Here is a 13,727-nt window from a genome sequence, read left to right as displayed (position 1 = left end):
CCTAAAATTCAAGGTAATCTAACAGATGCGGTGGATTCACGAATGAGTAGCTGCGGAGCGAGCTTCGTTACAGCGGGCGGCATCACCTCCCCATTGATCATTTTTAGTAGTAAATCAACGCCTATATTGCCCATTTGTGCCTCAGGTTGTCTGACCGTCGTTAACCGCGGGTAAAATTCACCTACGAACTGCTGATCATCAAATCCAACAATTGAGATATCGTGGGGTACTCGAATTCCCTCTTCCCGGAGAGCCTGAACCATTCCAAGAGCAATAAAATCGTCCCCCGAAAAAAAAGCTGTCGGCAGCTTATCTTCGCGGATCCATCTCTTGGCCACCTCATAGCCGCCGCTTACTGTAAAGCTGCAGTATTCCGTTCCGAATGGCGTTAACCCGGCATCCTCGAGCGCTTGGACATAACCTCGCTTTCGCTCCGCTACACTTAGAAATACCGAAGGGCCGCCAATATAGGCAATTTGAGTGTGCCCAAGATCGATCAAGTGCTTTGTAGCCTCATACCCGCCTTGATAGTTATCGACCACGACGCTAGGCACATCCTCATGCTGAAACTGGTTATCCAGCAATACAAACGGAATGTTTTTTCTTTTCAGTTCCTCTACATATGCCTTTTCTTCAAGTGGGGACAACAGGATAATTCCGTCAACGCGATCCTTCTGAAACAGGAAATTGTCGCCCTCATCCTCATTCTCGGCGATCGATAGGGCTAAAAAATACCCTTGCGCTGCCAGCTTCCGGTTCACCACGCGAATAACCCGGTCATAGAAAGAGTCGTTAAAGTTGGTAATCGACATCCCGATGACTCCCGTTTTGCCCCTCACAAGACTCCGCGCTGCTGAATTGGGCTGATAATTCAATTCCTCCATAGCTTTCAGCACTTTCTGTCTATTAGCTTCCCGTACAGAGGGTAAATTGTTAAGCACCCTGGATACGGTCACTACAGAGAGTCCCGACTTTTTGGCTACATCATGTATATTCATCTTAGCTTCCATACCTCCGTCACCCGAAAGTTTAAACGATTAAACTTTTTAGGTAAATAAAAAAACCTTACCTTTCGTGATATTTCTATGTTCTGATTGAAAATTGCACACTGAATGTCAGCTTTGCCTTTATCAAGAACACCAAAATTCTTTACAAAAGTTTTAAGGTTTTAACTAATTTACATTCTACTTACATTTCCAATATCCGTCAATACATAAAATGCAGCCAAAACAAAAAGCAACTCATCCGCAGACAAGTTGCTTTTTAGACACGCTATTCCCCCTTCCCTTGCTTCTATCTTCCTCAGGTTAATTGGTAATTACCCATTTTTGTCGATCAAGAGTAGGATCAAGCTCGCTTAGAGACAGTGTCGTCCCATCCGCTGATACTTCTAGCGCTTTCTTATGATGAGCAGAAATAATACTTACGGTACCATCATCATTCTTGTGAAAAATCCAACGCTGATTGTTATATCCGAGATATGGGTATAACTGAATTTTATTTTGCCCTGTGTCTAGATCAAGCGCCTGACCGGCTGTTGTACGAATAGAATAAGTACCTGCATCGTCCCCCGTCGGCACGAATACCCACTTCTGATCCGTAGAATCATTTGCATCCTTCAGTGTAACAGCTTCACCATTTGCGAGATTTGCTGTATAAAGGGATTTCTGTAGTTCTGCATTTACTAGACTGGAAGTGGTTAAATTGGCAGGTGTTTCTCCGCTCACGTTAACGTTTTGATATGAAGCATTTCCGCCAAATACATGTAGTCCAAAGCGGCCTTCGGCAAATGTGCCGTCCTGGAGGTCGATGACTTTCTGCCCATCCACATAAACCACGATATGCGGGCCCTTCGCTTCGATTTTCACTTTGTAGGTTTGACCCGGCTGAATGAACGTCGGAACTTTTGCTAGAATCTGACGCTCTTCAATACGGCCGTCGATTTTATAAAACAGACGGATGGACTTCATATTCGGATCCAGATTTAAGTAGTATCCGCTGCGTCCATCTTCGCTGGCACGGAACAACATAGAGCCTGCTCCTCCGGATTTCCCTAACATCATATCTGCTTCATAAGTAAAATCTCCTGCCTGCTTCTCTGCGATATAATTCGCGTCACTCAAATAATTTCCACGAATCCCATTTTCACCAATGACCCAGGAGGCTGCAGATAGATCTTTAGTCCACCCGCTTAAGTTCGTATGAAATTCACCCCCAGATACCTTAACTAATAAGCTAGCTGATGTCTTCCCATTTGGAGTAGAGACGGTAATGATAGACTCGCCTTCTTTTTTAGCTACAAGGGTTGCCTGGGATTTATCCACCACGTTTAGTTCAACTACATCCTTGTTACTGGAATTCCATTTAAGCGGCTGTGCCCCATTACCGGTACCATTCTCTACCATCGCCAAAAGTATGTCGCTTTGCCCCTTGCTCAGTTCGCGATCACTTGTATCCATCATTATCTTGGTAGCTGAGCCCGTCTCCTGATTCCATACAGAGCCTAACTGATTCACCTTCAGAGATACGACTTTTACGTTGCCTCCTTTGGTGTAAAAACTCAAAGCTCTGCTGGCTGGATCCGGAAAAATGACGTCAGAGAAAACAACTTTACCGTTGTTGCCAAAAACCTCAACAGAAGACTCATCTACAAGGATACGCAGCTTAACTCGCTTGTTCTCCGTTTGCATTGCCGCTTCATGTCTTGTACTAAATAGATTCGAAAAATCCGTCAAACCAGATGCAGACCGATCCACGAAAATCCGACCCTCACTAGGTTTATATCCAACAACCGTTTGCTGACTTCCCCCTACACGAACGTTAAAGCCAAACTCACTAACCTGACTACCTGCTGGAATTTCTACTTCAGCTTCAATTTCGTATGCACCAGAGGTAACCCCTTTCAATAGATTCTGAGAAGAAGGACTCACCTCTTTGTTAGCAGTAGAATACAGCTGATTACGCAGCGATTCCAACTCCTTGATCGGACTTTGAGCGAGCTGAATCCCATCTTTTGTCGTTACTAATGAGACTTCTCTTGGGATTGACAGTACGCCTTTCCAATGGGTTGTTGGAAAAGCAAACGGATAGTCCCAGTTTGTCATCCACGCCATCATTACGCTGCGATGATCTGGCATGTTCGAAAAAGACATTGAAGCGTAGAATTCTTTTCCAAAATCTGTTCGCAAAACTTTCCCTGCCGGATTATCATTAACGAATTTACCTTCCGCTGTTAAATGACCCACAAAATATTCAGCATCTGATCCGCCTGTTTTTGAATTCGCTCCTGTACTAATCATCAGAACCCATTTTTTCTGTGATGTTCCGTCTACCGAAAGCTGAAGCAAATCCGGACATTCCCATACACCGCCGCGAACATATTCCCCGTATCCCCAGCTATCTGTTAGGGTCCAATCAAGTAGATTTGTTGAAGTAAAGAAACGAATATGATCTCCACCGGATACAACCATTACCCATCTGTTATTGTCGTTATCACGAATCACTTTCGGATCACGGAAATCCCAACCTCCGGGCTCCCCTCCATTATCGCCTGGATTTCCGATAACCATAGGACGCGTCTTGGAATATTCCCAAGTACGACCTTGGTCCTTGCTGTATGCAAGACCGATACGCTGATTCCCATTCGGGCCATCGGGATTATAGGAAGTGTAGTAGGCAATCAGCCCCTTGCCTCCTGAATCCCCGAACAAACCTGATGCATTCGTCAAATCTGCCACAGCTGATCCAGACCAGACATGCCCATGATCATTCCACGGCAGCGCAATCGGAAGGCGCTTCCAGTTCAGCATATCTTTACTGACAGAATGTGCCCATGTGCCTCCGTCCTGATGGAATAGATGATATTCTCCATCGAAGTAGACAAGTCCATTAGGATCACTGGCAGAACCACGAATTGGCGTATAGTGGTATTGAGGACGATATTTTTCATTATAATAACTGCTGGCATCCGTCACATAGGTATCCTGGAAGTAAGCCGTTCCCTGTTTAACGACGATTCCTGCATATCCATCGGTATAGGTTTTATCTGTTAGATCGATCGCAGCCGGGGTGTATCCGTCTAGGAAGACCTGAATTCTGTTTCCCTTCGCCTTTATCTCTACATGATGTTTTGCTCCGGTCTGACTTGGATAGGTTTGCTGTGAACTTGCAATTGTTGCTCCGTTAGCTTTCGTCAAACTTACACGAACCTGATTTCCTTCCTTTGTCAGGGATGCTTCATATCCCTTTGTTCCATCAGCCGATGAACGAAATGCGAGCGCTGCAACAGAATCAGGACGAAGAGATATATTTCCTTCATATACAAAATCAGCAGCTTGTTTATTATAAATTTGCTGTGACTTCATCTGGTTTACTGCCATTCCTTTTTTGCCGTTGATATTAGGCTGCCATTGTCCTTTATTTGTAACCACAGCACCCAGATTTCCTTTCAGGTCGCTTACGATAATATTTTGGAACAAAACAGAACCATTCCATACATTGAGCCCTAGCTTACCAGTACGATACGCATGATCCTGAACCTCAATCACAGATTTATATTCGTTGTCCCAATATACTTTCAGTGATGAACCCTCTGCTTTTACCTTGAGATGATAGATCTCTCCTGCCTTAACAGTAACCTTCCGCTCCTCTTTTAATTTCCCTTCACCATCACTTGCGTCTCGTAAGCGGATCATACCTGCATTCGGAACAATTTGTAGCATGTAGGAACCCCAGCCATCTTCATTAGAACGGAACAATAAGGTCGCGTCCACTTGCATATCCTTGATCATGACATCAGCTTCATAGATAAAATCCTCTGATACCGTTTCGGAGATTGCCATTACATTTTCTTGTGGATCAGAAGTCAGTAAAATCCCTTCAACAGTATCCGCCAACTTACCTTTTCCTTTTATTTGCCAACCTGTCAAGTTTGTGTTTGTTTTGGTTACGCTTTCAAAAATAGAAAGCCCCTCCTTAGCTTGTTTACTTACCTCCTGATCAGCGGGCGCAGCCCACCCAGTACCGGGATTTGCTACATAAATGCCTGCTGAAGTCATAACAAATCCTGTTGCCATGAGAAAGGACAAAACTAATTTCCCTTTATTTCTCATCTTCTTCAGCCTCTTTTCTATCATTAATATTGAAAAACAAGAAGGAGGCCAATTCATTACTGCACTGACCTCCTCTCTATATTCTTTTACAATTGAGCAGAAATCTGACTTTCCAGTGCTGTGAGTCCAAGAGCCAGAGCACCACATAATCCCGCCTGTTGGCCTAGACCTGGTGGAACGATATACTCATCTATGTGTTCTAAAATAGTACTTGAGCTAACATAACCGTTCAGGTTCTGAAGCACGGCCTGCCGAATAAGTGGAAACAATTGTGATTGCTGCATAACACCACCACCCAGAATGATTTTCTGAGGAGAGTTAAGCAATATAGCACCGGTAATCGACTGCGCAATATAAAATGCTTCCATTTCCCATGCAAGGTGATCTATAGGAAGTTCATGTCCCTTCTTCCCCCACCTTGCTTCAATAGCAGGACCTGCCGCCATCCCTTCTAGGCAGTCCCCATGATAGGGACATCCCCCTGGGAATTCATCTTCAGGATGGCGTCTTGTAAGAACATGCCCCCCTTCAGGATGCACAAGACCATGAATAAGTTTGCCTTCTGAATACACTCCCACACCAACACCCGTGCCAACTGTATAGTATAAACAGTTGGATAACCCTTGGGCAGCGCCCCATTTGGCTTCACCAAATGCCGCTGCATTGACGTCCGTGTCCCAGCCAAAGGGAACCGAAAAGTATCTTTTTAAAGTGCCCAGCATATCGTAATTTCCCCAACCTGGTTTTGGTGTTGTTGTAACGTAACCATACGTCGGGCTATCTGGGCGTATATCGATTGGACCAAACGATCCAATTCCGATAGCTTCTACTGGTTTGTCTTGAAAATATTGAATAACTTTGGGCAACGTCAACTCAGGATGTTCTGTCGGGAAACTGATCTGATCTTCAATGATCCCATTTTCATTCCCGATGCCACATATAAACTTCGTCCCGCCAGCTTCTATCGCTCCTATACGCATATACAAGACTCCTCTCGGTGACTAATTCTTGTCTTGCTCAGCAGAGAGAGTAAGCTCATAGATATCCAGGGAAATCAGCAAGTCATTCTCATTTTCTGCAAACACAGCAATACCTTTAGATTCTAGTCCAGGGAATATAAGATCCGTAATCACTGCCTGACCTCCATTACTAAACACCTCAACGGAAGAGCGATCCACATAAATACGGAGATCATTTGACTCATCAAGCGCTGCGAGTTTGGCTGAATGATGTCCTACGAAATGTTCATGGAAATCATGCTGGCCCGAAGCCTTCCGGTCTACATAAAGTTCCTCTGTGTCACCGTTGATACCGATCACTGTTTGTTCATCCGCACCAATTCTTACTTTGAAACCTACAGATTTACCCCGAGTGAACTCAGCTATAATCTCATGAGATTCCAAGCGAATCTCTTTAAGAAGAGTATTGATTTCTTGCACCGTTGCATTTTTTATAGAAAGGACTTGTACACGAGCTGATTCCAACTCTTGTACCGGCTTCTGCACAAGAAAAGTTCCCCCTTGTCTTGATTCGAGCTGAAGTTCTCTTGCAATTGTCATCGCACCACGGAATTCTTCTGCTGGCGTCTTGTTAGCATACATCCAGTTGCTCATCCAGCCGATAAATAGTCTTCTTCCATCCTCAGCCGGTATATCGGACCAGCTTACACCTGCATAGTTATCTCTTCCATAATCAAGCCAGCGAACTTTTATCGAATCTTCATCTGGCGTGAACACTTCTCCATCAAAATCCCCTGTAAAATACTGTGTTCTTGATCCTTCCACAAAAGCGGGATCCGCACCGATGCTCACTAGCATCACCCATTTCGTGTTCGAAGGATCGCCATCAATGGCCAGCGGGAACAAGTCCGGGCATTCCCATACCCCGTCATGAGAACCGATTCCTTCTCCGAATTCACTGGCAAATGTCCAGTTCATCAGATCAGAAGAATGATATAGACACACCGTTTGGCCACAAGCTACAATCATCACCCATTTATTAGTATCTTTATTCCAAAATACTTTCGGGTCACGGAAATCAATGAATGTATCATGTTCAAGTACCGGATTCCCATCATATTTCGTCCAGGTTCTTCCGTTATCTTTACTATAGGCCAAGCTTTGACGCTGAATGGCTGGCTTGCCTTCCGGCATATCCAAATGGTGTGTAAAAATTGCTACTAGACCTGGTTTATCTTCAAAAAATCCAGTCGTATTGTTCCAGTCGACTACGGCACTGCCGGAAAAAATCATACCTAATTCATCTGGAGCAAGAGCGATAGGCAGCTCCTCCCATGTAACAAGATCCTTGCTGACCGCATGGCCCCAGTGCATAGCGCCCATAGTCATTCCACCTGGATGGTGCTGAAAAAACAAATGATATTCATCCTCAAAATAAACCATTCCGTTTGGATCATTCATCCACTTTTCCTTAGGCGAAAAATGATACACTCCGCGGTAATTTTGTTTCGCAATCGTAGACATTATTGTTTTCTCCTTTACTCCCGAACACGGTCTTTACCGTATATTATTTATAGTTTATTATTTGCTTGCTCTGTCATAGCCGCCTTGTTTAATTTCAAGCCATTCTTGCAAGCCCAGACGGTCCAATTCTTTCAGGTATTCATCCCACTGCGCTTCAACTTTACCGTTTTGGTACCATTCAGTACGCATTCTAAGCACGTAGGCAAAAAGATCCGTCTCAATTGTCGTTAGGCGATCAAGCTCTTGAATGGAGTGGAATACACTCGGCATTACGTTTTCTGCTTTCATTTTTGGCGCCATGATGTTCTTGATAATATCCATTCTGCCTTTGGCATCATCCGGCATGGTTGTGAATTTTCCATAATAGGAATCAAGGATAGCTAATGGTCCACCGACACTTGTTTTCTCACGTAGTTCTACAGGAGCTGCACCCTCCAGCGGCAAATGCTTCAGCATTTCTTTTTCTTTATCAAATTCGAAGATATTTTGCTGTTTATCGTCTCCATACGTTCCCCAGTTGTTCTGTACAGATTGAATCGGATCGTAGAGTTGATCAACCCATTTCGCTGTCGTTTCTAAGTTCTTATTGGCGCTAGTAACAACCATCTTGCCTCTGCCCAAACCAAGCGCGTTCGTTCTTGTTACGTTAACTTCACCATCTGGTCCAGCAAGCGGAGGCATAACCTCGTAAGTATCATTTGCTCCAGTGATGTTGGCTTTATCCCATGAGAAGTAAAGTCCGTATCTCTGATCCTTCCCTTTTGCAAGGTAAGTACTCCAGTCCTGTGTATAGGCTTCAATATCAATGAGTCCTTCTTTATACAGCTCGTTAATAAAAGAAACGGCTTCTTTGTAGTCATCTTGTGACGCCGTAAATATTACCTTTCCATCATTGCTCACAACCGCATGGTCAGGGTTCTCACCCAATCCGAACGAAGCAAATAGGAAAACCAGATCTTCTGCTCCAGGCTTGTTAATAAAGGACAGAGGAATTTCGTCAGCCTTACCGTTGCCATTTGGATCTTTTGTCTTGAATGCAATTAATACTTCTTTTAATTCTTCTGTTGTCGTAGGCATATCAAGGCCCAGCTTCTCAAGCCATTCCACATTGATCCAAGGCATACTGTCTACCGCCTGGATTCTTTCCTTGCCATTGCCCAGCTCTTCGATCCACGGAAAGGCATAAATATTACCGTCTGGTGCCGTAATCATACTCTTGTATTCCGGGGCTTCTTCCAGCACCTTTTTGAAGTTGGGCATATTGTTCTCGATGAGATCATTCAGCGCAATAATGGCACCGTCTTTAGCAAGCTTGAGCAGCTCATAGTCGCTATAGTCCGCATTAAAAATCGCATCAGGAAGATCACCGCTTGCCACAGCCAAGTTTCTTTTTTCAACAAATACGTCTTTCGTGAAATTCTTCCAATTAATATGAACATTCGTCTTTTCTTCAAGACGCTTATTAATCAGTTTTTCATTTGGATCAACTGGTGCAAGTGGAGAGCTTTGCGTAATAAAGTTCAAAGTTACTTTACCGCTGGCGTCCTGTTCTTTACTAGCCGCACTTCCCCCTCCTCCTCCGCCACCGCATGCAGTAAGGAACATAAACGAAGCAAGTACAGATGCAGAAGCTACTTTCGTTGATACTCTTGATTTCTTAATTCTTTTCATAGGGTATGACCTCCAAATTAGATATGAATGAATTAATCTTTATCTATGTGCAGCCTGTTTCCTACTTAAGGGAACCGACCATAACACCTTTTTCAAAGTACTTCTGGAAGAACGGATACATAACAATAAGTGGCAAACTGGAAACAACGATGGCAGCGTACTTGATGATTTCAGACAATCGTTTCATTTCCGCCATGGCGAGTTGATCGCTGATCATGCCCGGATCTACCTGATTCTGGATCAAGATGGAACGCAACACGAGCTGCAGTGGATGAAGATTCGGATTATCTAAATAGATCATCGCGTCAAAATAGGAATTCCATTGGCCCACAAAGGCATAAAGAGCGAGCACGAAAACAATCGGTTTGGAGAGCGGTAATACGACACTGAAGAAGATCCGCATCTCCGAAGCTCCGTCTACATTAGCGGCTTCCTTCATTTCATTCGGTACTCCTTTAAAGAAAGTTCTAGAGAGAATGATGTTCCATACATTAACTGCCCCTGGAATAATCACCGCCCAGACTGTATCAAGCAGACCAAGATTCTTAACGAGCAGATAGGTTGGTATAAGCCCACCCCCAAAGAACATGGTGATAATAAACAAGGTCATGAAGAATCCTTTTCCTTTGAGCCTGTCATCAGACAGTGCGTACCCTGCACAGATAGAGACGAGAACGGTAAGCATAGCAAATGAAACAGAGTATAAAACAGAGTTTCCAAAACCTCGGATCATGGCCGGATTAGAAAGAATTTTTATATACCCTTCTAATGACCAATCCGAAAGGTTGAATGATAATCCTTTACTGAGCAGAACTGATGGATCCATAAAAGATGCAATCACTACATAAATCAAAGGAAGTACAATGATAAGTACGGCCAGTGTCAGGAAGATCGCGTTAAGCACGACGATAAAGCGATCTAATCCGGAATGTTTAATGGGCATAGCTTGTTGCTCCTTTCTTAGTAAAGACCTTCGCCCTCATTCAGTTTCTTCACGGTGAAGTTAACGGTGATGAGCAGGACGATGTTGATGATAGAGTTAAACAATCCTACTGCGGCTGAATAGGCATAATCGCCCGACTGCAAACCAATTTTATAAACGTAAGTCGGAATGATTTCTGAGGTTGGCAAGTTCATCGCCGTTTGCATGAGATAGGCTTTTTCGAAGCCAATGGACATAATCCCACCAGCTGCAAGGATAAATACAATAGCCATAATTGGACGAATGGTTGGCAAATCGATATGGCGGATTCTTTGTAGAAGATTAGCGCCGTCAAGATTGGCTGCATTATGTAACTCAGGATCGACATTAGCAAGCGCTGCTACATAAATAATGGATGCCCAACCGGCTCCGGTCCAAATATCGGACAGAATGTAGATCGAACGGAAGTACTCCGGACGAGACATGAACATGATTGGTTCACCTGTAAGCCAGGTAAAAAACTGGTTAATCGGTCCCGTTGGGGACAAGAAGATAAACAACATCCCGACCACAACGACAACAGAAATAAAGTTAGGTGCATACAAGAACAACTGAATGTTCTTTTTGACGCCTGCACGGCGAATTTGATTTAACATCAACGCAAGCAGGATAGGAATTGGAAAACTCAGAATTAATCCGAAGAAACTTAATTTAAGCGTATTCATAAAGATAACTTCGAAGTTGGGGGATGACAGGAATTTCTCGAAGTTGTACAAGCCTACCCATTCACTTCCCATAATCCCTTTGATTGGGCTGAAATCTTTAAAGGCGATAATCGCACCATACATAGGACCGTATTTAAAAATCAGGGTCAGGATCACAGCTGGTGCGAGCAAAATATAAAGAAAGTAGTACTTCTTTAGATAGTCTAGTAAGGAGCTCTTATGTTTGGTCACCATTGTTCTGTGTTCAGCTTCTATTAGGTTTTGCAATGCCTTTACCTCCGTTCTTATCAATGTTTATATCTTGATGCAGTAAGGGCTTTCAATTGGCTTATGTCCTGCTGCTTTTACAATTTACCAAACACTTAATCGTTCGTCAATACATTTTGTAAAAATATTTATGTGCATATGACAAAGCATTATGTTCATAAATGATGCATATAATTTTACATAATTACAAATACAGCCAATTTAAATAGGATTATATACTTTAAAGTCAACATATTCTCATGAATATGAAAAGAATAATACCTTTTTCGCACACTTATACGCCGATAAAATGTAAACTAAATTGTGCATTTGTAAATATCATATTGCTATTTTGAGTAAACTAATATACATTAAAGAGAGTTGGAATCATGCCAAATAGTACACTATTTGTGGCGAAGGTTAAGAACAAGAATATAGAGGTGAATTACATAGATGGCCAGGGAAAAAGTAACCATACAAGACATCGCGGATGCTTTAGGAATCTCCAGAAATACAGCTTCCAAAGCCTTAAATGGAACGAATGGTATACCTGATGAAACTAGAAACAAGGTTATAAAGAAAGCGATAGAGTTAAAATATAAACAATTTGCTTTTATGGACACCGAGAGTGTTCAACCAAGAAACTCTGGAAATATCGCTTTATTAACAGAAAACTTACCTAACACTTCCCACTTTGGATCGAAACTGATCAGTGGCATGGAGAAACGAATCAGTGCAGAAGGATATAATTTATCCATGCACATTATAAGAGACATTGATCAGGCGTCCCTGTCTCTTCCAAATAATTTTGATGTCGCCAATGTAGACGGAATTATTTGTATTGAGTTGTTCAATTCGGAATATAGTAAGCTGATTACAAGTCTTGGCATTCCAACTATTTTCATCGACTGTTCTGCAGATATCTGCTACCCTGAATTCCAAGCGGATGTACTTCTCATGGAAAACGAACATAGCACATATCAACTTACAAAAAAGTTAATTGATGGCGGTTACACATCACTGGGGTTCATCGGGGACTATAATCACTGTAGGAGCTTTAATGAAAGATGGGTGGGCTTTAATCGCGCATTGATAGAATCTGGCATCCAGCTTGATCTCTCACAATGTATTCTCGATGACGATCGACTATTTTTTTCGAATCCGGAGTGGGCAGATACTAGGCTGAGTCAAATCAATGAGCTTCCTTCTGCTTTCGTGTGTGCTAACGATTATATTGCGGTTACCTTTATGAAGTCACTCAAAAACATGCTTTCCATTCCTAATGACATCGTCATTTGTGGTTTTGATAATGGTCCTGAATCAAACATTGTTGAACCCCATCTCACTACTGTTCATATTTATAGTAATCAGATGGGTGTCAAAGCAGCCGAAATGCTACTTTCCCGAATTCATGATCCGAAGCAACCCTATCAGGTTTCTCATATTTATACCAAACTCATCATAAGAGACTCTACACCTAATATCAGTTGATGAATTTAAAAAGAACCCAAGCGATTAATAATTCCGTCGCTGGGGTTCTTTTTTTTCGTTGAATTGTTCCAATTACAATATCCTGTATATATAATCGCCCACAATTAGTTTATGGAAGGATTGTATTCTTCATAGGATAGAACAATATGCTCTCGTTTTAGCAGACAATGCTCTATGATCGCCTTACGTTTCGCTTTCAGGACAATTTGTTCAATATCAGCAAAACTGCAACCGGAAAGACGTTCGCATGCCTCCTCCATCAACCCAGCTTCACTTTCAAAGTCATTAATTAACAGTTCAACATATTGACGCCTACTTGATTCATCCGGGTTAGCATAAATCATTTTTGTATCAAACCTTCTCCAAATAGCTCTATCCAGTTCATTTTCTAGGTTCGTTGCTGCTACAAAAATGCTATTGTCACCAAAATCATCGAGACATTGCAGCAGTGTATTCACCGCACGGGCCATTTCTTTAACCTCGTCATTACTCTCCCGTGTTCTTGCAATGGCATCAAACTCATCCAGGAAAAGAACACAAGGAGATGCTTTGGCATACTCAAATATTTTCCGGATATTACTTCCAGTCTCACCCAAATGGCTGTGAATAATTGCATCAAGTCTAACCAGGATAAGTGGAAGCTCCAGCATTTGCGCCATATAAAATGCCGTAAGTGTTTTCCCTGTGCCCGGTGGACCATACATAACCACTTTATTGGGAATGGGAACTTGATGTTCTTCAAAGCTTCCCCTCATACCTAAGATCGTAATGAATTCTTCGACAATCTTTCGATTCATATCGGGTAGGACGAGATGTCTAACCTTTTTGGCACATTCTTTGGGTGTATAATAGGTACCCATATCAATCCCTTTTGCTCTGGGTAGACGTTGATTGTTGCTGCTTTTGTTCATTATTTATTAAAGCTCCTTTAAAATGGTTATTTTCAAGAAATCCAAAAGATCCTTTCTGAATCCAGTTCAACCTGCGCTAATTGCCGTTCGAAGTCCTCGTGAGGAACGATAGAGCCGGCTTGTGACCATTCATTATCCACAAATCAATTCAACTTCCAAATTATATT

9 protein-coding genes are annotated in these 13,727 nt (G+C 42.6%); 1 reads left to right on the top strand and 8 read right to left on the bottom strand.

The genetic code is table 11. The annotated features are described in order from the left end of the window. Positions 1-8 precede the first annotated feature (8 nt). From NSS82_RS08380 to NSS82_RS08350, 7 genes are all read right to left on the bottom strand, one after another. Entirely contained in the window at positions 9-998 is a 990-nt protein-coding gene (locus tag NSS82_RS08380; protein ID WP_244886434.1) for a LacI family DNA-binding transcriptional regulator, read from the bottom strand. Between the two features lie 309 nt (positions 999-1,307). Continuing rightward, entirely contained in the window at positions 1,308-5,111 is a 3,804-nt protein-coding gene (locus NSS82_RS08375) for a GH32 C-terminal domain-containing protein (RefSeq protein WP_340960543.1), read from the bottom strand. Positions 5,112-5,197: 86 nt separating this feature from the next. Then, positions 5,198-6,091: an ROK family protein gene (locus NSS82_RS08370; RefSeq protein WP_076273947.1), complete on the bottom strand. Its 894-nt coding sequence runs from the start codon at positions 6,089-6,091 to the stop codon at positions 5,198-5,200. A gap of 21 nt (positions 6,092-6,112) precedes the next feature. Then, a complete protein-coding gene (locus tag NSS82_RS08365; RefSeq protein ID WP_076273948.1) occupies positions 6,113-7,594 on the bottom strand; it encodes a glycoside hydrolase family 32 protein in 1,482 nt (493 codons plus the stop codon). A 57-nt stretch (positions 7,595-7,651) separates the two neighbouring features. Continuing rightward, positions 7,652-9,265 carry an ABC transporter substrate-binding protein gene (locus tag NSS82_RS08360; protein ID WP_076104753.1) on the bottom strand — a complete coding sequence of 538 codons (1,614 nt, stop codon included), beginning with the start codon at positions 9,263-9,265 and terminating at the stop codon, positions 7,652-7,654. 61 nt (positions 9,266-9,326) lie between these two features. Beyond that, positions 9,327-10,208: a carbohydrate ABC transporter permease gene (locus NSS82_RS08355; RefSeq protein WP_036675818.1), complete on the bottom strand. Its 882-nt coding sequence runs from the start codon at positions 10,206-10,208 to the stop codon at positions 9,327-9,329. 17 nt (positions 10,209-10,225) lie between these two features. Continuing rightward, positions 10,226-11,146 carry an ABC transporter permease gene (locus NSS82_RS08350; RefSeq protein WP_051490892.1) on the bottom strand — a complete coding sequence of 307 codons (921 nt, stop codon included), beginning with the start codon at positions 11,144-11,146 and terminating at the stop codon, positions 10,226-10,228. Positions 11,147-11,611: 465 nt separating this feature from the next. On the opposite strand from NSS82_RS08350, the gene NSS82_RS08345 reads away from it, so the two are divergent. Then, the gene (locus NSS82_RS08345; protein WP_036675820.1) at positions 11,612-12,649 is read left to right on the top strand and encodes a LacI family DNA-binding transcriptional regulator; all 1,038 of its coding nucleotides are present in this window, start codon (positions 11,612-11,614) and stop codon (positions 12,647-12,649) included. Between the two features lie 104 nt (positions 12,650-12,753). Here the strand turns inward: NSS82_RS08345 and NSS82_RS08340 are convergent, their stop codons facing one another. After that, positions 12,754-13,560: an AAA family ATPase gene (locus NSS82_RS08340; protein WP_178944339.1), complete on the bottom strand. Its 807-nt coding sequence runs from the start codon at positions 13,558-13,560 to the stop codon at positions 12,754-12,756. Positions 13,561-13,727: the final 167 nt, after the last annotated feature.

Source organism: Paenibacillus sp. FSL H7-0735 (genome assembly GCF_038008505.1).
GTDB lineage: Bacteria > Bacillota > Bacilli > Paenibacillales > Paenibacillaceae > Paenibacillus_AQ > Paenibacillus_AQ odorifer.
Note: the sequence above shows the minus strand (reverse complement) of the source record. Positions and strands in the feature narration are given on the sequence as shown.

Bases quoted from the DNA above. Each gene is read 5' to 3' on its own strand.
- NSS82_RS08380 (WP_244886434.1), bottom strand. From the start codon at position 998: ATGAATATACATGATGTAGCCAAAAAGTCGGGACTCTCTGTAGTGACC.
- NSS82_RS08375 (WP_340960543.1), bottom strand. From the start codon at position 5,111: ATGAGAAATAAAGGGAAATTAGTTTTGTCCTTTCTCATGGCAACAGGA.
- NSS82_RS08370 (WP_076273947.1), bottom strand. From the start codon at position 6,091: ATGCGTATAGGAGCGATAGAAGCTGGCGGGACGAAGTTTATATGTGGC.
- NSS82_RS08365 (WP_076273948.1), bottom strand. From the start codon at position 7,594: ATGTCTACGATTGCGAAACAAAATTACCGCGGAGTGTATCATTTTTCG.
- NSS82_RS08360 (WP_076104753.1), bottom strand. From the start codon at position 9,265: ATGAAAAGAATTAAGAAATCAAGAGTATCAACGAAAGTAGCTTCTGCA.
- NSS82_RS08355 (WP_036675818.1), bottom strand. From the start codon at position 10,208: ATGCCCATTAAACATTCCGGATTAGATCGCTTTATCGTCGTGCTTAAC.
- NSS82_RS08350 (WP_051490892.1), bottom strand. From the start codon at position 11,146: ATGGTGACCAAACATAAGAGCTCCTTACTAGACTATCTAAAGAAGTAC.
- NSS82_RS08345 (WP_036675820.1), top strand. From the start codon at position 11,612: ATGGCCAGGGAAAAAGTAACCATACAAGACATCGCGGATGCTTTAGGA.
- NSS82_RS08340 (WP_178944339.1), bottom strand. From the start codon at position 13,560: ATGAACAAAAGCAGCAACAATCAACGTCTACCCAGAGCAAAAGGGATT.